Below are 22,470 nucleotides of genomic sequence, written 5' to 3' on the forward strand. Positions count from 1 at the left end.
ATCAGGCCTTCTTCGTGCGGGGCTTGTAGGACAGGGCGAGGCGGCGGAAGGTGTTGTTCATCAGGACCGCGGCGAGGATGAGGATGCCGAGGATCAGGCTGGCCCAGTCGGAGTTCCAACCGGTGTAGTAGATGCCCTGGTTGACGATGGCGAACGTCAGGGTGCCCAGCACGACGCCGACCACGGAGCCGTAGCCGCCGGTGAGCAGCACACCGCCGATGACCACGGCGATGATGGAGTTGAAGACGAAGGACTGGCCGTTGGCGACCTGGGCGCCGTTGTAGAGGATCGTCTGGATCACCCCGACCAGGGCGGCACCGAAGCCGCTGGCCATGTACAGGGCGATCTTCACCCTGTTGACCGGGATGCCGGTGGCGCGGGCGCTCTCCTTGTCACCGCCGATGGCGAAGATCCAGTTGCCGTACTTCATCCCCTGCAGCACCACGGTGACCACCGCGGCCAGGCCCAGCCACCAGAAGATCGCGACCTCGAACTGCCCGGCGATCAGCTTCCCGAACAGCGCCTTCGACAGCGGGTCGGGGCTGACCGGCACGCTGGTGGTGCCGGTCGTGACCCGGGACAGGCCGAGGGTGAGCCCGGCCAGGCCGGACAGCGTGGCCAGCGTGACGACCAGGGAGTGCACGTTGGTGCGGGTGACGAGGATGCCGTTGAGCAGGCCGGTCAGCAGGCCGAGGCCGAGTGCGCACAGGATGCCGACGATCATCGGGGCGCCCCAGTACCCGGAGACGATGGCCAGCGTCATGGAACTGCCGGCCAGTACCGACCCCACGGAGACGTCGAGTTCGCCGGCGATCATCAGCAGGCCGACCGGGATGGCGATGATGCCGAGTTCCGCGGCGATGTTGAGCCAGCTCGCCGCGCCGCCGGTCGCGAGGAACTTCTCGCCGCCGAAGATCGCGAAGAAGACGAAGACGCTGATCGTTCCGATGAGCGCGCCGACCTCGGGACGATGGCGCAGCTGCCCCAGCGGGCTCTCGGTCTGCTTCGGGGGTGCGGCGGCGGTCTCTTTCTCGGCCGTCGTGTCGGGAGTTGAGGTTGTCATCGGAGTGGTGTCACCTTCGTGGATCAGGATGCGGTGCGAGGGAGGAACTCAAGGAGTGGTGCCGGGCCCGCGCAGGGCCCGGCACCTGCGGGCGGATCAGCGCACGCCGGCCTTGGTACCGGCGATCGCCGCGGCGACGTTGTCCTTGGTGACCAGCAGCGGTCCGGTCAGGATCGGGTTCTGCGGCGGGAGGACGCCGTAGGACAGGTACTGGTCGGCGATCGAGACGACGTAGAAGCCCTGGAGGTAGGGCTGTTGGTCGATGGCGAAGAGCTGGGAGCCGTCCTTGATCCGGTCCAGCTGGCTCTGCGAGAGGTCGAAGGTGCCGAGCTTCACCTTGTCGCCGACCTTGGCCTGCTTGATCGCGGAGGCGGCGCTGTCCGCGTCCGCCACACCGATGGTGACCACGGCGTCGATGCTGGAGTCCTTCAGCAACGCGCCCTTGATGGCCTGGGTGACCGCGGACGGGTTGCCGAAGTTCGAGGAGGGCAGCGGGAGTTGCTTGGAGGAGGAGCCCTTGCTGACGGCGCCGTCCTTGATGCCCTTGCAGCGGGCCTCCTGGTTGGCCGAGCCGGGCACAGTGTTGACGCACAGGACGTTCTTGGCGCCCTCTTCGGCGAACTTGGCGCCGCCGGCCTTGCCCGCCTCGTAGTCGTCCGACCCGACGTACTTCACGGCGCCGACGTTCTCGGCCGCCTCGGTGCCGCCCGCGTTGTACGTGAGCACCAGGATGCCCTTGGCCACGGCCTGCTTGATGGCGGCGTCCTGGTTCTCGGGCACCCAGTCCGGGACCAGGATCGCCGACGGGTTCTGCGAGATGGCGGTCAGCGTCAGCTTGGCGACGTCCGGGCCGAGGTTGTCGTAGTTCTGCGGGCCGAGGTAAGTGACGCTGCCACCACCGGACTTCACAAGCTTGGCGGCGTCGTCGACACCGCGCTTGACGGTGGACCAGAACGGGTCGTCGGACTTTCCGCCGATGACGTAGATGTTGTTCTTGCCACTGCTCTTGGTGCCGGACGCCGTCCCGCCCCCGGCCGACGCCGTCGCCTGATCCGCGTCGCCGCCGGTGGCCTTGCCGCTGGCGCATCCGGTCAGCGCGGCCGCCGTCAGTGCGAGCAGGCTCACCGCTGTCATGGTTCTTCCGGAGAGGCGGCGACCGAGCGGTCTGCCGGGCTGCTTGCGTTCCATGTGCTGGGTACTCCTTCGTGCGATGCCAAGGTGGCGTGGGGAGCGTGGCGCCGACAGTGTCGGTGCGGTGGTGATGCGGTACGACGGACGTGCCGGGGCGCGGCCGGGCAGGGGAGGTGGGCCGCGCCCCGGGGACGGGGCACCTTCGGCAACGGGTGGGGCGGGGTCGGTGGTGCCGTCGGCCGTCCGTGCGGCGGGCCTGCTGTGCGGCCCGAATTGTTACGCCGGAATAACTTTCCGGGCGTGCCCCGGAAACCGCTTGCGGCAATGGGGAGCCATTCGTTCCGCAATGTCTTTAAATCGCTTTAAGCGGTGCGGCAGAGCATGCTTGCGTTTCGGGAAGGTGTCAAGGGTTCGGTCCGAAATACACAGCTCGGCCACGCGCGCCCCGCGTCCCTGCGGCGGTCAGCGCGCCAGGGCCGTCGTCCCGCGCACGACGAGAGTGGGCGCGAGGACGATCTCTCGAGGCTCGGTGCGGCCGCGCTCCAGGCGTTCCATGGCCGCGGCCACCGCCTGCCGCGCCTGCTCCTCGGCGTTCTGGCTCACGGTGGTCAGGTCGAAGCAGGCCAGCCGGGACAGGGCGTCATCGTCGTAGCCGACGACGGAGACGGCGCCGGGGACCTCGACTCCCGCCCGCCGCAGGGCGGTGAGCAGACCGATGGCGCACTGGTCGTTGTAGGCGACGACGGCGGTCGGAAGATCCCCTCCGCCCAGGAGCTGGCGACCGGCCCGCTCGCCCGCCGCCTCGGTGCGGTCGCCGTGCAGCACCCTGATGTGCTCGTCGAGCCCGTGGCGGCGCATGGCGTCCCGGTAGCCGCGGCTGCGGTCGGTGGCGATGACACCCACGCCGCCCTCGACGTAGGCGATGGACCGGTGCCCCAGGCCCGCCAAGTGGTCGACGATCTGTCCGACCCCGTCGTCGTCGGCGGTCCGTACGACATCGAGATCGGCCTCGGCCGTCCGGCTCCCGACGGAGATGACGGGCGCCTGGCGGCCGAGCGCCGCGAGCACGGGGGTGGGTGACACCGAGCCGAGGAGGATCAGCGCCTCGCAACGGAAGGCCAGCAGCGTCTCGACAGCCGTGCCCTCGGCGCGGGTGCGGGTCAGGGCGCTCAGGACGAGGGCGTAGCCGACCTCCTCGGCGGCCGTGTGCAGGTGCTCGACCAGTTCCGCGTGGAAGGGACTGTGGATGTCGACCACGACACCGAGCAGCCGGCTGCGTCTGCTGGCCAGGGCGCTGGCCGTACGGTCGGGGCGGTAGCCGAGGTCGGCGGCGGCCCTCAGGACGCGCCGGCGGGTGCGCTCGCTGGGGCCGGCCGCGTTGCGCAGCACCAGGGACACCGACGCCGTGGACAGGCCGACGCGCGCGGCGACATCCTCCAGCCGGGGACGCGGAGTCGCACTGTCGCCACCTGCCGGGCCAGCAGGGTTGAGGTCGTCCATTTGGTCTCCCGTCGCTTTACGGCAACACCCTTGACATGCCCCTGCGCGGCCGTTGATAGTAACAGCGTTTAAATCGCTTTAAGCAGTTCGCTGATCACATCGTGGGATCATTCCGTAGGAGCATTGGGCTTTCAGACCCATGAGGGCTTGCCCCTCGCCCTCATCGACGCGACCTCGCGAAGCCCCTGCCTCCAGCAGCCCCCTGCACTCACTTCGGCCGACGGCTGATGTCGACGGCAGGGCGACGGCGAAGAATTCCAGCCCGGTGGCCGGGCTGTTCCTGGTCGTCGCGGGTGCGGCCTACGCTCAGGTCCGCGACTGGCGGCGGGCCGCCGTGCTCACGGTTCCGCCGTTCCTGGTCGTCAGGGCGACCACGCTGCTGTTTCCGTTCGACGGCGAACAGCCGATGGCGGCGGGGCGGATGCTGTGGCCCGTCGTGCTGGGTGTCGCGGTGGCGGTGTGCGCTCCGCGTCGCTGGCGGGTCGTCCGGCTGGGCGACGCCGTGTACGCGGCGGGCGTCGTCCTCACCTACTTCACCCCCTCCCCCATCGGCTCGAACCGCGTCGGCAACCGGCATCGGACGGCAGACTGCCGACCGCGAACTCCGCCGAACGTGGAGCGTCTGGCACTGCTGTTCGCTCCCGCCGTGCTGCTGGCCGGCCTGCTCAGCGTGGAGCGGCCTGCCCGGTATCAGCGCGGCGGCCTCGCGCCGGCGTTGGCCGGTTCCCTGTTCTGGCTGGGGTCGGGCACACCCGCCTCCTTTCTGAAGGACTCGGACGCGGTCCCGGCATGGGCCGCCGACACCCACGGGCTCGTCCACCAGCTCGACGCGAACCGCACCCGGGTCGAGGTCGTCCCGGCCCACGACCACCGCGAGGCCGCCCTGCTCTCCTCCCACGTCAACATGGCCCGCGGCTGGAACATGGATGTTCGTCCAAGTGCCAGGGCGGCCCGGAAGGCAGCACCAGGGACGGTGCCGCGACGCGTCGGCGACGCCGGTTGACGGTGGGAGACCTCAGCCGCCGCGGGAGAACGGGGTTCAGACAGCCTGGCCCGTGGTGCCGCGCACGATCAGGCGCGGGGTGAGGACGACCTCTCGGGGTTCGGTGCGGTCCTGGTCGAGGCGTTCGACGGCCGCGGTCACCGCGTGCCGGGCCTGTTCGCGGGCGCTCTGGCTGACGGTGGTGAGGTTGAAGCAGCTCAGCCGGGAGAGCGTGTCGTCGTCGTAGCCGACCACGGAGATCCGGCCGGGGACGGAGACACCGGCCCGGGTGAAGGCGGCGAGGACGCCGATGGCGCACTGGTCGTTGAACGCGACGACCGCGGTGGGGAGTTCGGGGCCGTCGAGGAGGTGGCGGGCAGCGCGTTCACCGGCCGCTTCGGTGTTGTCCCCGGCGAGGACCCGGATGTGGTCGCCCAGTCCGTGGCGTCGCATGGCGGTGCGGTAGCCGCGGCGGCGGTCGGTGGCGATGACACCCTTGCCGCCGTCGACGTAGACGATCTCTCGATGACCGAGTCCGACCAGGTGGTCGACGATCTGCCCCACACCTTCGTCGTCCGCCGTCCGTACGACGTCCAGCGCGGCGTCGGCGATCCGGCGGCCGACGGTGATGACGGGCGCCTTGTTGTCCAGGACGGCGAGCACGTCCGCGGGCGAGGTCGGGCCGAGGAGGATCAGCGCCTCGCTGCGGAAGGCCAGCAGCGTCTCCACGGCGGTCTGCTCGTCCCGGGTGCGGGTCAGCGTGGACAGGACGAGGTCGTAGCCGACCTCCTCGGCCGCAGTGTGCAGATGTTCGACCAGCTCGGCGTGGAAGGGGCTGTGGATGTCGACCATGACGCCGAGCAGCCGACTGCGCCTGCTGGCCAGGGTGCTTGCGGTGCGGTCCACCTGGTAGCCGAGGTCGGCGGCCGCCTTGAGGACCCGCTGGCGGGTCCGCTCGCTCGGGCCGGCCACTCCACGCAGTACCAGTGACACCGAGGCCGTGGACAGGCCCACCCTTGCGGCCACGTCCTCCAACCTGGGACGTTTGTGCGCGCCGTTGCGGTGACGTGCCGTACCGCCATCGTCCACCTGTGCCTCCCCGCGGCAAATCTCCTCGAGCAACACCCTTGACACGCTCACGAAACAAGGTTGATAGTACCAGAACTTAAAGCGTTTTAAATTGTCCTGTTGTTCCGACGAAGCCAGCTCGAGAGCAACGACGCGGGCGCTCGGCGCGGCAGCCACCCCCACTGCCCGCGACACTCCGCCTCCAGACACTCCGCACTCCCGGAGCACACCCCGTGGCTGGCGCATAATCCCGGTCCCCCAGACGCTTTTCCGACCCCCTTCCAGCTGCACAGTGAGGTGCACGCATGAACCGCACAGCGCGTTCCCGTTCCCGCAAGATCGCACCCGCCGTGGCCGTGGCCGCCGCGGCCACCTTGATCCTCGCGGGCTGTTCCAGCAGTTCCGGCGGCAAGAAGGCCGAGGAGGAAGCGGGCGACATCTCTGCGGGCAAGGCCGACACCCCCCGTATGACGGTCGCGATGATCACCCACGCGCCCTCCGGTGACACCTTCTGGGACACCATCCGCAAGGGCGCCGAGGCCGCCGCGGCCAAGGACAACATCAAGCTCATCTACTCCAACGACGAGAGCGCCGCCGACCAGGCTGCCCTGGTCCAGAACGCCATCGACCAGAAGGTCGACGGCATCGCGGTCACCCTCGCCAAGCCGGACGCCATGAAGGAAGTCGTCGCCAAGGCCGTCAAGGCGGGTATCCCCGTCGTCGGCCTCAACGCCGGCATGTCCGACTGGAAGGAGCAGGGCCTGCTCTCCTTCTTCGGCCAGGACGAGGCCGTCTCCGGCCAGGCACTCGGCACCAAGCTCAACTCCACCGGCGCCCAGCACGCCCTGTGCGTGGTGCAGGTCCAGGGTGCGGTCAACCTCGAACAGCGCTGTGCCGGCGTGGAGAAGAACTTCAAGGGCAAGACCACCAAGCTCTACGTCAACGGCGCCGACATGCCGTCGGTGAAGTCGACGATCACCGCCAAGCTCAAGCAGGACTCCTCCATCGACGAGGTGGTCACGCTCGCCGCCCCGATCGCACTGACCGCCGCGCAGTCGGTCGACGAGACGGGCAGCAAGGCGAAGATCGCCACCTTCGACCTCAACAAGGAGCTCATCTCCGCCATCAAGGGCGGCTCCATCGAGTTCGCGGTCGACCAGCAGCCCTACCTCCAGGGCTACCTGTCCGTCGACTCGCTGTGGCTCTACAAGAACAACGGCAACTACAGCGGCGGCGGCGAGGCGCCGATCCTGACGGGCCCGGCGTTCGTCGACAAGGCCAACGTCGACACCGTGGCCGCGTTCGCCGCGAAGGGCACCCGGTGATGAGCACGACCCAGCAGGCTGCGCCGGCGGTGACTACACCGCCGGCCCCCGGCCCCGGCACGGAGAAGGACGGGCGGACCATCGAACGCCCCCTTGCCATACGGCTGTTGGCCCGACCCGAGATCGGTGTCTTCCTCGGCGCCGTCGCGGTATGGGTGTTCTTCCTGATATCCGCCCCGCCGGTGCGCGACGGCGGCTCGATGGCGAACATCCTCTACCAGTCGTCCACCATCGGGATCATGGCGCTGCCGGTCGCGCTGCTGATGATCGGCGGCGAGTTCGACCTCTCGGCCGGTGTAGGCGTGATCGCCTCGGCGCTCACCGCCAGCATGGTCGCCTACCAGCTGAGCATGAACGTCTGGGTGGGCGTGATCGTCGCGCTCGTCGTGTCGCTGGGCATCGGGTTCCTCAACGGCTGGCTGCTGATGAGGACCGGCCTGCCCTCCTTCCTCGTCACGCTGGGCACGTTCCTGATCCTCCAGGGTGTCAATCTGGCCGTCACCAAGCTGATCACCGGCAATGTGGCGACCGACGACATCAGCGACATGGACGGCTTCAGCCAGGCGAAGGCACGGTTCTCCTCGTCCTTCGACGTCGGCGGCGTCCAGGTCAAGATCACCGTCGTGTGGTGGCTGGCCTTCGCCGCACTGGCCACCTGGGTGCTGCTCCGTACCAAGTACGGCAACTGGATCTTCGCGGTCGGCGGCAACAAGGACTCCGCCCGGGCCGTCGGTGTCCCGGTGACCTTCACGAAGATCTCCCTGTTCATGCTGGTCGGCTTCGGCGCCTGGTTCGTCGGCATGCACCAGCTCTTCGCCTTCAACACCGTCCAGTCCGGCGAGGGCGTCGGCCAGGAGCTCATCTACATCGCCGCGGCCGTCATCGGCGGCTGTCTCCTCACCGGCGGCTCCGGCAGCGCGATCGGGCCCGTCTTCGGTGCCTTCATGTTCGGCATGGTGCAGCAGGGCATCGTCTACGCCGGCTGGAACCCGGACTGGTTCAAGGCCTTCCTCGGCGTGATGCTCCTCGGCGCCACGCTCATCAATCTGTGGGTCAGCCGCGCGGCGACCCGGAGGTGACCCATCCCATGACAACCACCATAGAGACCCAGCCCGCCGAGACGGTGCCCGAGGACGGCAAGCCGGTCGTCGAACTCAAGGCCACCGCCAAGTCCTACGGCAACATCCGCGCCCTGCACGGCGTGAGCCTGTCCGTCCACCCCGGCAAGGTGACCTGCGTCCTCGGCGACAACGGCGCCGGCAAGTCCACCCTGATCAAAATCATCTCCGGGCTGCACCAGCACACCGAGGGCGAGCTCCTCGTCGACGGGCGGCCGGTGCACTTCTCCACTCCGCGCGAGGCCCTCGACGCGGGTATTGCCACCGTCTACCAGGACCTCGCCGTCGTCCCGCTGATGCCGGTGTGGCGCAACTTCTTCCTCGGCTCCGAGATGACCAAGGGCCCCTGGCCGCTGCGTCGCCTCGACATCGAGACGATGAAGAAGACCGCCGACGAGGAACTGCGCAACATGGGCATCGTCCTCGACGACCTGGAACAGCCCATCGGGACACTGTCGGGCGGCCAGCGCCAGTGCGTCGCGATCGCCCGCGCCGTCTACTTCGGCGCCCGCGTCCTCATCCTCGACGAGCCGACCGCCGCCCTCGGCGTCAAGCAGTCCGGCGTGGTCCTGAAGTACATCGCCATGGCCCGCGACCGCGGCCTCGGCGTCATCTTCATCACCCACAACCCCCACCACGCCTACATGGTCGGCGACCACTTCAGCGTCCTGCGCCTGGGCACCCTGGAACTGTCCGCCTCCCGCGACGAGGTCAGCCTCGAAGAGCTCACCAACCACATGGCCGGTGGCGCCGAACTCGCCGCACTCAAGCACGAGTTGGCACAGGTCAGCGGTGTCGACACCGCGGAGCTCCCGGAAGAGGGCAATGTGACCACCCCCGCGGCGACCGCACCGGACGGGTCAGCCTGACTCCCACGAATGATCCACCCTTCCTCCCGACCCGAAGGCAAACGCCCATGAAGATCGCCCTCGACCCCTACATGATCCGCAACGTCCCGCTGCTCGAACTGCCAGGCGTGGTGGCCGAGTTGGGCTACGAGTGGATCGAGCTGTCCCCCCGCGAGGACTTCATCCCCTTCTTCCGTCACCCCCGCGTGGACGACGCAACGGTCCGCAAGTTCCGTAAGGCGCTGGACTCGGCGGGCGTCGGCATCTCCTCCCTGCTGCCGCTGTTCCGCTGGTCGGGACCGGACGAGGACGCCCGTCAGGCCGCCGTACGGTACTGGAAGCGCTCCATCCAGATCGCCGCCGACCTCGGCGTGGACAGCATGATCTCGGAGTTCAACGGCCGCCCCGAGGACCCCGACCGCAGCGAGGCGCAGTTCTGGAAGTCCCTGGACGAGCTGCTGCCGGTCTTCGAGCGTGAGGGCATCAAGCTCACCCTGGAGCCGCACCCGGACGACTTCATCGAGAACGGCTACGACGCGATCAATCTGATCAGGGGCATCAACCACCCCAACGTCACCTTCCTCTACTGCGCCCCGCACACCTTCCACATCGGCAACGACGCCCCCGGCATCATCGAGTACGCGGGTGATCTGCTCACCCACGTCCACCTGGCCGACGCCTTCGACCACACCGCCTCCTCGGGCAACCGCTACATCCTCAACCCGCCCGGCACCACGGCCCGTATCCACCAGCACCTGGACATGGGCGAGGGCGAGGTCGACTTCGACGAGCTCTTCCGCGAGCTGCGCACCCACGGGTTCGACGGCACGCTGACCGCCTGCGTCTTCGCGTGGGAGGAACGGGCCAAGGAGTCCTCGGTGCTCATGCGCGAAAAGATCGCGGAGTACCTGGCGCGCTGACCTCCGTGAGAGCTCTGCCTCCCGTCGGCGAACTCTCGTCGTAACAACCTATTGACATGACATTTAAGTGAGGGCAAGGTTCTCCACAAGGCGCTTTTAAAGCGCTTTAAGCCCTCACTCCACCTGCTGATTCCTCCGAAACGAAGGAAAGAACGATGCCGTTCGAAGTGCTCACCCTTGGCCGCGTCGGGGTGGATGTGTATCCGCTCCAGACAGGCGTGGGACTGGCGGAGGTCACCTCGTTCGGCAAGTACCTAGGCGGCAGTCCGACGAACGTGGCGGTGGCCGCCGCCCGCTACGGGCGCTCCGCGGCCGTGATCACGAAGACCGGCCGGGACCCGTTCGGCGACTTCGTACGGACGGCCCTGAACGGATATGGGGTGGACAGTCGGTACGTCGGTACGTCGGACATCGCGCCGACGCCGGTGACGTTCTGCGAGATCTTCCCGCCGGACGACTTCCCGCTGTACTTCTACCGACTGCCGAAGGCACCCGACCTGGACATCCAGGCAGCTGAGCTGGACCTGGACGCGGTGCGGGACGCGCGGATCTTCTGGTTCACCGGCACCGGGCTGAGCGAGGAGCCGAGCCGGTCGGCCACGCTGGCCGCGCTGGCTCACCGGGCCAAGGCCGGGGCGACAGTCTTCGACCTCGACTGGCGTCCCATGTTCTGGAGCGACCCCGCTGAGGCGCGTTCCTACTACGCCGAAGCCCTGCGGCACACCACGGTCGCGGTCGGCAACCTCGACGAGTGCGAGGTCGCCACCGGCGAGCGTGAGCCGTACGCGGCCGCGAAGGCACTGCTGGCCGCCGGTGTGGAACTGGCCGTCGTGAAGCAGGGCCCGAAGGGGGTCCTGGCCATGGACCGGGACGGCACCACCGCCGAGATCCCGCCGGTGCCGGTAGACGTCGTCAACGGCCTGGGGGCCGGTGATGCCTTCGGCGGGGCGCTGTGCCACGGGCTGCTGTCCGGGTGGGACTCCGCACGCACGGTGTCCTTCGCCAACGCCGCCGGCGCGATCGTCGCGGGCAGGCTGTCCTGCTCCGACGCGATGCCGACCAAGGCCGAAGTCGACGCCAAGCTTCAGGAGGCCTCTCTCGCCTCCGCCGAAGCCGCCACCGAAGCCTCCGCCGAGGCGTCCACCGAACGAAAGGCGTGACGACGTGCTGTCCGACAACGTGAGCCGGATCGTGGCCGCCCGAGTGAGCGACCCGGGCGCTATCGCGGCCGCCGCCGCCCGCCGTATCAAGGCCACCTCGCTGTTCGGCGAGCACGGCAAGACCATGATCATCGCCGCCGACCACCCCGCCCGCGGCGCCAACGGCGTCGGCGGCGACCCCAACGCGATGGCCGACCGCGCCGAGCTGCTGGACCGGCTGTGCATCGCCCTGGACCGGCCCGGCGTGACCGGTGTGCTGGGCACCGCCGACATCCTCGAAGACCTGCTGCTGCTCGGCGTCCTCGACGGCAAGAGCGTCTTCGGTTCCATGAACCGGGGCGGGCTGGCCGGTTCGGTGTTCGAGATCGACGACCGGTTCACCGGCTACGACGCCGAGACGATCGCGGCGATGGGCTTCGACGGCGGCAAGACGCTGACCCGAATCGCTCTGGAGGACCGGGCGACCCCGTCGGTCCTGGAGAACACCGCCCGCGCGGTCAACGAGCTCAATGACCGTCAACTCATCGCCATGGTCGAGCCGTTCCTGTCGGTCTGGCAGGACGGGAAGATCCGCAACGACCTGTCCACCGACGCCGTCATCAAGTCGGTCACCATCGCCTCCGGCCTGGGCCGCCGTACCGCCTACACCTGGCTGAAGCTGCCCGTCGTGCCCGACATGGAGCGTGTACTGGCCGCCTCGACGCTGCCCGCCGTGTTGCTGGGCGGCGAGGTCAAGGACGCCGAGGCCGCGTTCGCCTCCTGGGGCAAGGCCCTCAAGCTCCCCACCGCGCAGGGGCTGGTCGTCGGGCGCTCGCTGCTCTATCCCGCGGGCGGCGACGTCGCCGGCGCGGTCGACAAGGCGGTGAGCCTGCTGTGACCGCTGCGAGCAAGTACCACCTGCCCAAGGGGACTTCGGCCGACGGCCCCTACGACCTCCTGGTCACGCCCGAGTCGGCGGGCTGGGGATACTCCGGCCTCAGGATCCTGACCCTGAAGCCGGGCGAGGCGCACGCCCTGTCCACCGAGGACTCCGAGTTCCTGGTCCTGCCGCTGACGGGGTCCTGCACCGTCACCACGGACGGCAAGGCTTTCGAGCTCGAGGGCCGGACAGGCGTGTTCGCCTCGGTCACCGATTTCGCGTATCTCCCCCGCGAGTCGGAGGCCTTGATCAGCAGCGCGACCGGTGGAACGTTCGCGCTGCCCTCCGCCCGTACCGAGCAAGGGGGTCACTCGGCTCGGTACGGGCGCAAGGAGGACGTTCCCGTCGAACTGCGAGGCGCGGGCGCCTGCTCGCGCCAGGTCAACAACTACTGCCTGCCCGGGACGTTCGAGGCCGAGCAGTTGCTCGTGTGCGAGGTGCTCACACCCGGCGGCAACTGGTCCTCGTACCCGCCGCACAAGCACGACGAGGCCCGTCCGGGCGTGGAGTCGGAGCTAGAGGAGATCTACTACTTCGAGGTCTCCGGCGGCGAGGACGGCTTCGGCTACCAGCGGGTCTACGGCACCCCCGAGCGGCCCATCGAGGTGCTCGCCGAGATCCGCTCCGGCGACACCGTGCTGATCCCGCACGGCTGGCACGGCCCCTCGATCGCCGCGCCTGGCTACGACCTCTACTACCTCAACGTCATGGCCGGCCCCGGCCAGGACCGTGCCTGGCTGATCTGCGACGACCCCGCCCACGGCTGGGTCCGCGCCACCTGGGACACGCAAGACATCGATGACCGGCTGCCGTTCGGGGCCGAGGAGAAGCACTGATGGAAACGATCCGGCTCACCACCGCGCAGGCCGTGGTCCGCTTCCTCGCCGCCCAGTACAGCGAGCGCGACGGCCAGGAACAGCGCCTGATCCCCGGGGTGTGGGGCATCTTCGGGCACGGCAACGTCGCCGGCATCGGCCAGGCACTGCTGCAGGCCGCGGTCACCGAAGAGGCGGACCTGCCCTACTATCTGGCCCGTAACGAGCAGGGCATGGTCCACGCGTCGGTGGCGTACGCCAAGATGCGCGACCGGTTGGCCGCCTTCGCCTGCACCGCCTCCACCGGTCCCGGTTCGACGAACATGATCACGGGTGCGGCACTGGCCACCACGAACCGCATCCCGGTCCTTCTGCTCCCCTCGGACATGTTCGCGACCCGGGCCGCCGACCCCGTACTCCAGCAATTGGAGGACACCCGGGGCGGGGACGTCACCGTCAACGACGCCTTCCGCGCCGTGTCCAAGTACTTCGACCGCATCCAGCGACCCGAGCAGCTCATCCCGGCCGCGCTGGCGGCGATGCGGGTGCTCACCGACCCGGTGGAGACCGGCGCTGTCACTCTGGCCCTGCCGCAGGATGTGCAGGCGGAGGCCTACGACTGGCCGGTGGACTTCTTCCGGCGGCGGGTGTGGCACGTCGGCCGGCCGGTGCCGGAGCCCGCCGCCGTCGAGCGGGCGGCCGCGCTGCTTCGCAACGCGAAGAAGCCCCTGATCGTGGCCGGTGGCGGGGCCGTGTACTCCGGCGCCGAAACGGCCCTGCGGGCCTTCGCCGAGGGCACCGGCATCCCGGTCGCCGACACCCACGCGGGCAAGGGCGCGGTGCCCTGGGACCACCCCTGCGCCGTCGGCGGTGTCGGGTCCACCGGCGCCTACGCGGCGAACGAGCTGGCTCGCGACGCCGATGTCGTGCTCGGCATCGGCACCCGCTACTCCGACTTCACCACCGCCAGCCACACCGTGTTCGGCAACCCGGACGTCGCCTTCGTCAACCTCAACGTCGCCCGCCTCGACGCCGTCAAGCACTCGGCGGAGCCACTGGTCGCCGACGCCCGGCTAGGTGTCCAGGCACTCGCCGGCGCACTCACGGACTGGCAGGTCGACGAGGAGTACCGGGAGCGCACCCGCCAACTCATCGCCCACACACGGGAGATCGAGGAGGAGTGCTTCGCCCCCGACCGCAACACCGGCGAGCTGCCTGCCCAGACGCAGATCCTGGGCGCCCTCAACGACACCCTGGACGACCGGGCCGTGGTCATCAACGCCGCCGGGTCCATGCCCGGCGACCTCCAACAGCTGTGGCGGGCCCGCGACCCCAAGGCCTACCACGTCGAATACGCCTACTCCTGCATGGGCTACGAAGTCGCCGCCGGCGTCGGCACCAAGATGGCCGACCCGACGCGTGAAGTCGTCGTCCTCGTCGGCGACGGCTCCTACCTGATGATGGCCCAGGAGATCGTCACCATGATCTCCGAGGGACTGAAGGTCATCATCGTCCTCGTCCAGAACCATGGCTTCGCCTCCATCGGCGCCCTGTCCGAATCACTCGGCTCCCAGCGCTTCGGCACCAAATACCGCTTCCGCGACGACCGTTCGGGCCACTTGGACGGCGGCATCCTGCCCGTCGACCTCGCCGCCAACGCCTCCTCGCTCGGCGCCGACGTCCTGCACGCCACGTCGGTGGACGAGTTCCGTACGGCGATGGAGAAGGCCAAGGCCGCCAGGCGCACCACGGTCGTCCACGTCGAGGCCGACCTGTACGGTCCGAACCCGCCCGGCCACGGCTGGTGGGACGTCCCCGTCAGCCAGGTCTCCGCCCTCGACTCCACCCAGGCGGCGTACGAGACCTACGCCGCGAACAAGCGCGCCCAGCGGCACTACCTGTAAGTCCCGTCCCCGCAAAGGAAACCCGCACCGTGAAGACCATCCAGCACTGGATCGACGGCTCACCCACCCAGGGCTCCACCTCGGACACCCAGCCGGTGTTCAACCCGGCCACCGGCGCCGAGCAGGCCCAGGTCGTCCTCGGCGGCACCGCCGACGTGGACACCGCCGTCGCGGCCGCCGCGAAGGCGTTCGAGACCTGGTCAGAGTCCTCCCTCTCCCAGCGCACCCAGGTGATGTTCAACTTCCGTCAGCTGCTCGTGGAGCACGAGGAGGAGCTGGGCCGGATCATCTCCGCCGAACACGGCAAGACTGTCGACGACGCCCGCGGCGAGATCACCCGCGGCCGGGAGGTCGTGGAGTACGTCTGCGGTCTCGGCGACGTACTCAAGGGATCCTTCTCCGACCAGGTCTCCCGCGGCATCGACGTCCACAACTTCCGCCAGCCCCTCGGCGTCGTCGCCGGCATCACCCCCTTCAACTTCCCCGCCATGGTGCCCCTGTGGATGCACCCCGTCGCCATCGCCACCGGCAACACGTTCATCCTCAAGCCCAGCGAGCGCGACCCCTCCGCCGCCAACTTCGTCGCCGACCTCTACAAGAAGGCCGGCCTCCCGGACGGCGTCTTCAACGTCGTGCACGGTGGCAAGGACGCGGTCGACGCGATCCTGACCCACCCCGGCATCGAAGCGGTGTCGTTCGTCGGGTCGACGCCGATCGCCAAGTACGTCCACGAGCAGGCCACTTCGCACGGCAAACGCGTCCAGGCCCTCGGCGGCGCCAAGAACCACGCCGTCGTCCTCCCCGACGCGGACCTGGAGTTCGCCGCCAACCACATCACCGCCGGCGCCTACGGCTCCGCGGGCGAGCGCTGCATGGCCGTCTCCGTGGCCGTTGCCGTCGGCGACGCGGCCGACGCCCTGGCCGAGATCCTGGAGCGCAAGGCCCGCGAGGTGAAGGTCGGGCCTGGTGACAAGCCGGGTGTGGAGATGGGGCCGTTGGTCACCAAGGCCGCTCAGGAGCGCGTGGAGAACGCCGTCGGCACGGCCGCCACGCAGGGCGCCACCGTCGTAGTCGACGGCCGTGGCCTCAAGATCGACGGGCATGAGGAGGGCTTCTTCACAGGTCCGTCCCTGCTCGACCACGTGACGGCGGAGATGGACGCCTACAAGGAGGAGCTCTTCGGCCCGGTCCTCGCCATCGTCCGCGCCGACAGCCTGGACGAGGCGATCGACCTGATCAACGCCAACCCCTACGGCAACGGCACCGCCCTGTTCACCGCCTCCGGCGAAGCCGCCCGCCGATTCCAGCGCAACATCAAGGTCGGCATGATCGGCATCAATGTCCCGGTCCCGGTCCCGATGTCGTACTACTCCTTCGGCGGCTGGAAGGACTCCCTCATCGGCGACAACCCCATCCACGGCCCCGAAGGCATCCGCTTCTACACCCGGCCGAAGGTCGTCACCACGCGTTGGCCCCAGCAGTCCCAGCAGGTCGCCGCGGGCTTCAACTTCCCCACCTCCAGCTGACCCCTGTCCCCCACACGCTTCGACTCACAGGAGGTGGCCATGGACGTCAGGGACGACACGACACCGGCCCCCACCACCGACGCGGCCGACACGGGACAGGCCTCGCCCGAGGTCTACCGGCGGCTGCGGACCATCACCGTCATCGCCACGTTCGGCGGGCTGCTCTTCGGTTACGACACCGGTGTCATCTCCGGTGCGCTCCCCTTCATGTCACGCTCGCCCGACGAGGGCGGGCTGGGGCTCACCGCGCTGACCGAGGGGGTCGTCGCCTCGTCGCTCGTGCTCGGCGCCGCCTTCGGTGCCCTGTTCGGTGGTCGGCTCGCCGACCGGCACGGGCGCAGGCGGACGATTCTCGGGCTCGCGGTGCTGTTCTTCGTCGGTGCGCTGGGAACCGCGCTCGCGCCGGAACTCTGGACGATGGTGCTGTTCCGGGTGCTGCTCGGGCTGGCCGTCGGTGGCGCGTCGGCCACGGTTCCCGTGTTCATCGCCGAGCTGGCCCCGGCCGACCGTCGTGGCCGGCTGGTGACCCAGAACGAACTGATGATCGTCACCGGGCAGTTGCTCGCGTACACCTCGAACGCGGTCATCGCCCGGACCGTGGGCGAGGGGGGTGTGTGGCGCTGGATGCTCGCGATCGCCACGATCCCCGCCGTGCTGCTGTGGATCGGGATGCTCTTCGTGCCCGAGTCCCCCCGCTGGCTGGCCTCACGCGGCCGGTTCGAGGACGCCGAGCGCACCTTGGGCCTGATCCGCGACGCACGGCACGTCGACGAGGAGTTCGCCGAGATCAAGCGGCGGGTCACGGCGGATGCCGGGGAGCCGCGCGCGGGGTGGCATGACCTCGGCACGCCGTGGGTGCGGCGCATCGTGGTCTTCGGCTTCGGGCTCGCGTCCCTGACCCAGCTCACCGGCGTCAACTCGATCATGTACTTCGCACCGACGATCCTGCTGGACACCGGCCTCGGCACCCAGGCGGCCCTGACCGCCACCATCGCCAACGGCGTCGTGGCCGTGCTCGCCGTCTCGACCGGCATGTGGCTGCTGGGCCGGTACGGCCGGCGCCCGATGCTGCTGACCGGGCAGGTCGGCGTCACGTTCTCGCTGCTGCTGATCGCGTTCTTCTTCATGGTGCTGCCCGAGTCGACCGCCCGCAGCTATCTGGTGCTCGGGGCCATGCTGACCTTCCTGCTGTTCATGCAGGGCTGCATCGCGACCGTGTTCTGGCTGATGCTCTCGGAGATCTTCCCGCTCCGGCTGCGCGGCTTCGCGATGGGCACGGCCGTCTTCGGCACCTGGATGGCCAACTTCGTGGTCACTCTGGTCTTCCCGCCGCTCATCGACGCGGTCGGCGGAACCACGTTCCTGCTCTTCGCCGCGGTCAACGCCGCCACGTTCGTCTACTACCTCCGTGCCGTCCCCGAGACCAAGGGCCGCTCCATGGAAGCCATCGAGTCCTACTTCCGTCGGCAATACGCCGCCTGATCACTCTTCCTTTTGAAAGGCACCGCCATGACCTCGTCCAGCAAGCCGATCTCCGTCGCGGTGATCGGGGCCGGTATGGCCGGCCGCAGCCACGCCGCCGGATACCGCAACGTCAACACCGTTTTCGGGGCCGGTCTGCCGCCGGTCCGACTGGCCGCGATAGCCGACGCCAACACGGCCCTCGGCGAGGACGCCGCCCGCCGGTACGGCTTCGAGAAGGCGCTCCCGAGCTGGGAGGCCGTCGCCGAGGACCCGACGATCGACGCCGTCAGCATCGTCGTAGGAAATGCTCTGCACCGCCCGATCGCGGAGGCGCTGGTCGCCGCCGGAAAGCACGTGCTGTGCGAGAAGCCACTGGCCGGGTCGCTCGAAGACGCCCGCGCCATGGCCGAGTTGGAGCGCACCGCCGACGTCGTGACCGCCGTCGGCTACACCTTCCGCCGCTCCCCCGGCATCGCCGCGATCCGCGAGCATGTCCAGCGCGCCGAGCTCGGTGACCTCACGCTCTTCAGCGGCCGCTACTGGTGCGACTACGCCACCGACCCCAACGGGCCGCTGAGCTGGCGGTTCAAGGGCGGCCCGGGTTCGGGTGCGCTCGGCGACGTCGGCTCGCACGTCATCGACGCCGCCGAGTACGTCGCCGGACCCATCGTCTCCGTCTCCGGTGCCGTGCTGTCGACGCAGATCACCAAGCGGCCCCTGCCGCTGGGCGCGGTCATCGGACACAACGCGGCCCCGGTCTCGGACGAGTTCGGCGAGGTCGAGAACGAGGACACCGCCTCCTTCACCGCCCGCTTCGAGTCCGGCCTGGTCGGCACCTTCTCCGTCACCCGCACCGGCTTCGGGCTGCCCAACGGGCTCGCCTTCGACGTCCTGGGCGTCGGCGGCCGGGCCGCATTCGACCAGCACCGGCCCGCCGAGTACCTCTTCGACGACGCCCAGCCCGACGCCCGTACCCGCGGCGCCCGGCAGATCATCGCCGGCCCGCAGATGCCGTACTTCGCGGGCGGTGTCCCGATGGAGGCACCCGGTGTCGGCGCCAGCAACGGCGACAACTTCACCTACCAGGCCCGAGCCTTCCTCGACCAGGTCGCGGGGGTCACCGAGCCGCTGCCGCCCTGCGCCACCTTCGCCGACGGCCTGCGGACCATGGAGATCATCCGGGCCGTCGTCGACTCCTCCCTCAACGACGGCGCCGTCACCGCCGTCCCGCCCGTCGCCTGAACCCACCCGTACCCAGACGGAACACGCACGTCCGGCGCCGGCTCCCCACCGGCGCCCCCCCTGCCGCCGACGCCACCGGCCCCGAGAAGGACTGAGGAAACACACCATGAAGCTCGGCCTCTACAACGCGGTCCTGCACGACCGCCCACTGCCGGAAGCGATCAAAGTCGTCGCCGACCTGGGCCTGACCGGCCTTGAACTCAACACCGGTGGCTTCCTGCCGGCGGTCCACGTGCAGACGTTCGACGACATCCTCGTCAGCGACACCGCACGCGACGACTTCCTCGGCCTCTTCGAGGGCACCGGCGTCTCCATCGCGGGACTGAACGCCAACGGCAACCCGCTGCACCCGAACCCCGTCATCGGCGACAAGCATGCCGAGGACATCCGCCGCTCCATCCGGCTGGCCGAGCGGCTCGGACAGAACCGCCTCGTGACCATGTCAGGACTGCCCGGCGGCGAACCCGGCGCGACCCGCCCCAACTGGATCGTCAACGCCTGGAACTCCGCGGCCCTGGACGTCCTCGACCACCAGTGGAAGATCGCCGCGGACTTCTGGCGCGAGACCGACCGCCTCGCCCGCGACCACGGCGTCAAGGTCGCCCTCGAACTGCACCCGCAGAACCTCGTGTTCAACTCCGCCGACGTGCACAAGCTCATCGACCTCACCGGCGCCACCCATGTCGGCGTCGAGCTCGACGCCTCCCACCTGTTCTGGCAGCAGATGGACCCCGTCGCGGTCGTGCGCCACCTCGGCGAGCTCGTCTTCCACGCCGCCGCCAAGGACGTCCGCATCAACCCCGAGTACGCCGCCCTCAACGGCGTCCTCGACAACAGCTTCCGCCGCCTGTCGCCCGACGAGCCCCGCACCAACCTCGGCGGCGACGAGTGGGCCAACGAGTGGCCCAAGCAGTCCGCGTGGGACTTCGTCGCCCTCGGCAAGGGCCACGACGTCTCCTACTGGACCGAGTTCCTGCGCGCCCTGCACGAGGTCGACCCGGACATCCTCGTCAACATCGAACACGAGGACACCGAACTCGACCGCGTCGAGGGCGTCGCCGTGGCCGCCGAGGTACTCAAGGCGGCCGACGCGGCACTCCAGGAGTCCCTGCGATCGTGACCGCCAAGGCCCCCTGCAAGAGCCTGCCCGGCGCAGCAGCCGGACCGTAGTCCGGCCGCGCTGTACGGCCTCCCGCCCAATGTCGGGGCGCGAGGCCGTACCCGTCCTTGAAGCGCTCCGGGTCTGATGGAGGCTCCGGGCTGTCACGGACCGGTTCGGGTGTGCGCGTGCACCAGGTTTTATCGTGCGCGGGGCCCATTTCGCCGTGGGGTCGAGGGCCGCTGTCGATACTTCGGTTCGTCGCGGCTGCACGCCCGATCACGATCGGCTAGGTCAGATAGAGCGGGATCAGGCTACGCATGAGCTGTTCGCCGCGCGTGGTCAGGGCCGTGAAGTCCGCTTGGTTCATCGCCTTGAAGTTGGTCGGGTACGTGGCGACACGTTCTCGCGGTACGAGGTCAACGGGAGGGGGCAGGCAGCCTGTGGTCGTTCATACCCAGGTACGCGAGAGTGAATCCGTCGATGCGGCCGGTGGCGCCCCACTCGTGGAGGCGAGCACGGCCGGCGTGACGACGCGCTGCACCGGCAGATCGGCACGAGCAGCTCCGCTCTCGCCATGGACGACCTGCCCGCGCCCGTACGACTCCGGTCGGTGCTCCGGGAGTTGCTGACGCTCCTGTAAAGAGACCAGCTGGCGCCGCTCCGGAGACTCGATCCCTCGAATCGAGTCTCCGGGGCGCGCGACGCGGCTGTAGCCCGGCGCGGTTGACCTCGCAGCGCCAGGCACACACCCACCGCCGGGATGACACGAGCACGACCGGCCCCATACCGAACACCACCGCCAGCCAACGGCATTCAAGCCACGCATTCACACTGGTCAAGGACACATCGACGCTGTACCACCAGCAGGCGAAGAAACGACTGGCAGCCGTCCTACAGAACACAGCCCTATTCACCCCAAAGCGGGTGGACCAACAGGCAGCGGCAATGTCCAGCCTTGTCGACTCTCCACAAAGCGTCAGCATGAACCTCCAATCGGCACCAGTGCACGATCGACCACGCGTCAGACCAGCACGGTCCCGAACGCCACCTCATACCCTCACAACGCTGCGCAACCAGTTGGACTTGGCAAGGACCTTCACCACTTCATCTGACGGTCGATCAGTGAAGTCAGCAAAAGTCAGCAAGAGCTCTGCCACAGCCACCCACAGCCAGCCACACACTGGAACCGTCAGACGCCTCGAAGCAGGGCGCCTCCCCCGACCGGCCGCCGTCCGGTAGGCCGTACCGCACGAGCAGCGCCACCTAGACGCCCGCCGCCCGACAGCACAGCCCACGCTCAGGCCTTTCTGCAGGTCAACGCACTCGTCCGCGCGGCTTCAACGGCAGGGGCGGCAGTTCCGGAGCGGGCAGCGGAGCTCCGTCGTAGCCCTTCACCTCACCGAAGCGGGACCCGGTCATCCAGTCCTCACGCGCCTGCACGATCTCCTCCTGGGACCGCCCGATCCAGTTCCAGAACATGACGAGCTCCTCCTCGAACGGCTCGCCGCCCAGGAGCATCAGCCCCGCGTCCGACTCGGCGCGCAGCGGGAGTTCGGTGCGGCCGCAGCCCAGGTAGAGCATCGAGCCGGGCAGGACCGGCACCCCGTCCACGTGGGCCTCGCCGGACATGGACAGGACGGCGTACTCGAAGTCCGGTTCCAGCGGCAGGCGTACGTCCGCGCCGCGGGCCAGGGCGAGGTCGGCACCGACGATGGGGGTGTACGCCGTTCCCGGTGACCGCGCGCCGTCGAGGTCGCCCAGGATGAGCGTGGCCGTCACACCGGGGGCCGTGACCTGCGGCAGCTCCGCGTGGTGTTCGAAGCGTGGGTCGGTGTGGCGGTGGCTGTCCGGGAGGGCGACCCAGAGCTGGGCGCCGTGCAGGAAGCGGGCGTGGGACTTCGGGCTCTCCTCGGAGTGGCTGATCGCGCGGCCGGAGGTCATCAGGCCCAGCTCACGGGGGCGGATCGTCTGGAGGCTGCCGGTGGAGTCGCGGTGCAGCACCTCGCCCTGGTGCAGCCAGCTCACGGTCTGCAGGCCCATGTGCGGGTGCGGCGGAACCTGCATGCCCGGCTCGTCGGCGATGTCGTCGGGGCCGTAGTGATCGACGAAACACCAGGCGCCGACCATGCGGCGACCCAGGTTGGGCAGCAGCCGGCGCACCTCGCTGGACTCGCCGAGCTTGACGCGGCGGGGGCTGAGGAGTTCACGCACGGGTTCCGCCACCACGAAGCCACGGCCGCCGCACAGGGCGGGAACCGCCTCGCGATCAAGATTGCTCATGGCGCCCAACCTAGACCTGTGAAGCGTTTCCCGTCAGCTCGTCCCAGGGGCTCCACGGCAGGTGACCCAAGGGTGGTGGGCGGGCGGCCCGAGGGCGGGTAGG

The 22,470-nt window shown here is 69.2% G+C and carries 18 protein-coding genes; 13 read left to right on the forward strand and 5 right to left on the reverse strand.

What is annotated here, in order from left to right:
* Position 1 precedes the first annotated feature (1 nt).
* From AB0D34_RS34930 to AB0D34_RS34940, 3 genes are all read right to left on the reverse strand, one after another.
* Positions 2–1,063, reverse strand: a complete 1,062-nt coding sequence (locus tag AB0D34_RS34930; RefSeq protein WP_030044647.1) for an ABC transporter permease — start codon at positions 1,061–1,063, stop codon at positions 2–4.
* Between the two features lie 96 nt (positions 1,064–1,159).
* On the reverse strand, positions 1,160–2,251 hold the full coding sequence (locus AB0D34_RS34935; RefSeq protein ID WP_362669081.1) for a sugar ABC transporter substrate-binding protein: 1,092 nt from the start codon (positions 2,249–2,251) through the stop codon (positions 1,160–1,162).
* A 405-nt stretch (positions 2,252–2,656) separates the two neighbouring features.
* Entirely contained in the window at positions 2,657–3,694 is a 1,038-nt protein-coding gene (locus AB0D34_RS34940; RefSeq protein ID WP_362669083.1) for a LacI family DNA-binding transcriptional regulator, read from the reverse strand.
* Between the two features lie 265 nt (positions 3,695–3,959).
* Between AB0D34_RS34940 and AB0D34_RS34945 the strand changes: the two genes are divergently transcribed.
* Positions 3,960–4,697 (forward strand): hypothetical protein, encoded by a 738-nt coding sequence (locus tag AB0D34_RS34945; RefSeq protein WP_362669086.1) that lies wholly within the window; start codon positions 3,960–3,962, stop codon positions 4,695–4,697.
* A 36-nt stretch (positions 4,698–4,733) separates the two neighbouring features.
* On the opposite strand, the gene AB0D34_RS34950 is transcribed toward AB0D34_RS34945, so the two are convergent.
* Positions 4,734–5,765, reverse strand: coding sequence for a LacI family DNA-binding transcriptional regulator (locus AB0D34_RS34950; protein ID WP_362669089.1), 1,032 nt, complete (start codon positions 5,763–5,765; stop codon positions 4,734–4,736).
* A 284-nt stretch (positions 5,766–6,049) separates the two neighbouring features.
* Here AB0D34_RS34950 and AB0D34_RS34955 point away from each other — a divergent pair, with 284 nt between their 5' ends.
* From AB0D34_RS34955 to AB0D34_RS35010, 12 genes are all read left to right on the forward strand, one after another.
* Positions 6,050–7,069, forward strand: a complete 1,020-nt coding sequence (locus AB0D34_RS34955) for a sugar ABC transporter substrate-binding protein (RefSeq protein WP_319178229.1) — start codon at positions 6,050–6,052, stop codon at positions 7,067–7,069.
* Complete coding sequence (locus tag AB0D34_RS34960) at positions 7,069–8,148, forward strand: ABC transporter permease (protein WP_362669091.1); 1,080 nt, start codon at positions 7,069–7,071, stop codon at positions 8,146–8,148. Before AB0D34_RS34955 ends, AB0D34_RS34960 begins: the two co-directional genes overlap by 1 nt.
* Before the next feature lie 8 nt (positions 8,149–8,156).
* Entirely contained in the window at positions 8,157–9,056 is a 900-nt protein-coding gene (locus tag AB0D34_RS34965) for an ATP-binding cassette domain-containing protein (protein ID WP_362669093.1), read from the forward strand.
* Between the two features lie 47 nt (positions 9,057–9,103).
* A complete protein-coding gene (locus AB0D34_RS34970) occupies positions 9,104–9,955 on the forward strand; it encodes a sugar phosphate isomerase/epimerase (protein WP_030044655.1) in 852 nt (283 codons plus the stop codon).
* Between the two features lie 155 nt (positions 9,956–10,110).
* Positions 10,111–11,115, forward strand: coding sequence for a 5-dehydro-2-deoxygluconokinase (iolC, locus tag AB0D34_RS34975; protein WP_053191773.1), 1,005 nt, complete (start codon positions 10,111–10,113; stop codon positions 11,113–11,115).
* Positions 11,116–11,119: 4 nt separating this feature from the next.
* Positions 11,120–11,992, forward strand: coding sequence for an aldolase (locus tag AB0D34_RS34980; RefSeq protein WP_362669097.1), 873 nt, complete (start codon positions 11,120–11,122; stop codon positions 11,990–11,992).
* The gene (gene iolB, locus AB0D34_RS34985; RefSeq protein ID WP_362669100.1) at positions 11,989–12,870 is read left to right on the forward strand and encodes a 5-deoxy-glucuronate isomerase; all 882 of its coding nucleotides are present in this window, start codon (positions 11,989–11,991) and stop codon (positions 12,868–12,870) included. The genes AB0D34_RS34980 and iolB overlap by 4 nt, the downstream gene beginning before the upstream one ends.
* Positions 12,870–14,753: a 3D-(3,5/4)-trihydroxycyclohexane-1,2-dione acylhydrolase (decyclizing) gene (iolD, locus tag AB0D34_RS34990; RefSeq protein ID WP_362669103.1), complete on the forward strand. Its 1,884-nt coding sequence runs from the start codon at positions 12,870–12,872 to the stop codon at positions 14,751–14,753. Before iolB ends, iolD begins: the two co-directional genes overlap by 1 nt.
* Before the next feature lie 29 nt (positions 14,754–14,782).
* Complete coding sequence (locus AB0D34_RS34995) at positions 14,783–16,279, forward strand: CoA-acylating methylmalonate-semialdehyde dehydrogenase (protein ID WP_362669106.1); 1,497 nt, start codon at positions 14,783–14,785, stop codon at positions 16,277–16,279.
* Positions 16,280–16,318: 39 nt separating this feature from the next.
* On the forward strand, positions 16,319–17,761 hold the full coding sequence (locus AB0D34_RS35000; protein WP_362669108.1) for a sugar porter family MFS transporter: 1,443 nt from the start codon (positions 16,319–16,321) through the stop codon (positions 17,759–17,761).
* A 27-nt stretch (positions 17,762–17,788) separates the two neighbouring features.
* Positions 17,789–18,985: a Gfo/Idh/MocA family oxidoreductase gene (locus AB0D34_RS35005; protein ID WP_053191768.1), complete on the forward strand. Its 1,197-nt coding sequence runs from the start codon at positions 17,789–17,791 to the stop codon at positions 18,983–18,985.
* A 106-nt stretch (positions 18,986–19,091) separates the two neighbouring features.
* Entirely contained in the window at positions 19,092–20,105 is a 1,014-nt protein-coding gene (locus AB0D34_RS35010) for a sugar phosphate isomerase/epimerase (RefSeq protein WP_030044662.1), read from the forward strand.
* Between the two features lie 1,296 nt (positions 20,106–21,401).
* On the opposite strand, the gene AB0D34_RS35015 is transcribed toward AB0D34_RS35010, so the two are convergent.
* Positions 21,402–22,367, reverse strand: coding sequence for a pirin family protein (locus tag AB0D34_RS35015; RefSeq protein ID WP_362669112.1), 966 nt, complete (start codon positions 22,365–22,367; stop codon positions 21,402–21,404).
* Between the last annotated feature and the right edge of the window lie 103 nt (positions 22,368–22,470).

The sequence above is a fragment of the Streptomyces sp. NPDC048420 genome, assembly GCF_040651535.1.
Lineage (GTDB): Bacteria > Actinomycetota > Actinomycetes > Streptomycetales > Streptomycetaceae > Streptomyces.

Coding starts and splice junctions, on each gene's coding strand:
- AB0D34_RS34930 (WP_030044647.1), bottom strand. CDS start 1,063: ATGACAACCTCAACTCCCGACACGACGGCCGAGAAAGAGACCGCCGCC.
- AB0D34_RS34935 (WP_362669081.1), bottom strand. CDS start 2,251: ATGGAACGCAAGCAGCCCGGCAGACCGCTCGGTCGCCGCCTCTCCGGA.
- AB0D34_RS34940 (WP_362669083.1), bottom strand. CDS start 3,694: ATGGACGACCTCAACCCTGCTGGCCCGGCAGGTGGCGACAGTGCGACT.
- AB0D34_RS34955 (WP_319178229.1), top strand. CDS start 6,050: ATGAACCGCACAGCGCGTTCCCGTTCCCGCAAGATCGCACCCGCCGTG.
- AB0D34_RS34960 (WP_362669091.1), top strand. CDS start 7,069: ATGAGCACGACCCAGCAGGCTGCGCCGGCGGTGACTACACCGCCGGCC.
- AB0D34_RS34965 (WP_362669093.1), top strand. CDS start 8,157: ATGACAACCACCATAGAGACCCAGCCCGCCGAGACGGTGCCCGAGGAC.
- AB0D34_RS34970 (WP_030044655.1), top strand. CDS start 9,104: ATGAAGATCGCCCTCGACCCCTACATGATCCGCAACGTCCCGCTGCTC.
- iolC (WP_053191773.1), top strand. CDS start 10,111: ATGCCGTTCGAAGTGCTCACCCTTGGCCGCGTCGGGGTGGATGTGTAT.
- iolD (WP_362669103.1), top strand. CDS start 12,870: ATGGAAACGATCCGGCTCACCACCGCGCAGGCCGTGGTCCGCTTCCTC.
- AB0D34_RS35000 (WP_362669108.1), top strand. CDS start 16,319: ATGGACGTCAGGGACGACACGACACCGGCCCCCACCACCGACGCGGCC.
- AB0D34_RS35005 (WP_053191768.1), top strand. CDS start 17,789: ATGACCTCGTCCAGCAAGCCGATCTCCGTCGCGGTGATCGGGGCCGGT.
- AB0D34_RS35010 (WP_030044662.1), top strand. CDS start 19,092: ATGAAGCTCGGCCTCTACAACGCGGTCCTGCACGACCGCCCACTGCCG.
- AB0D34_RS35015 (WP_362669112.1), bottom strand. CDS start 22,367: ATGAGCAATCTTGATCGCGAGGCGGTTCCCGCCCTGTGCGGCGGCCGT.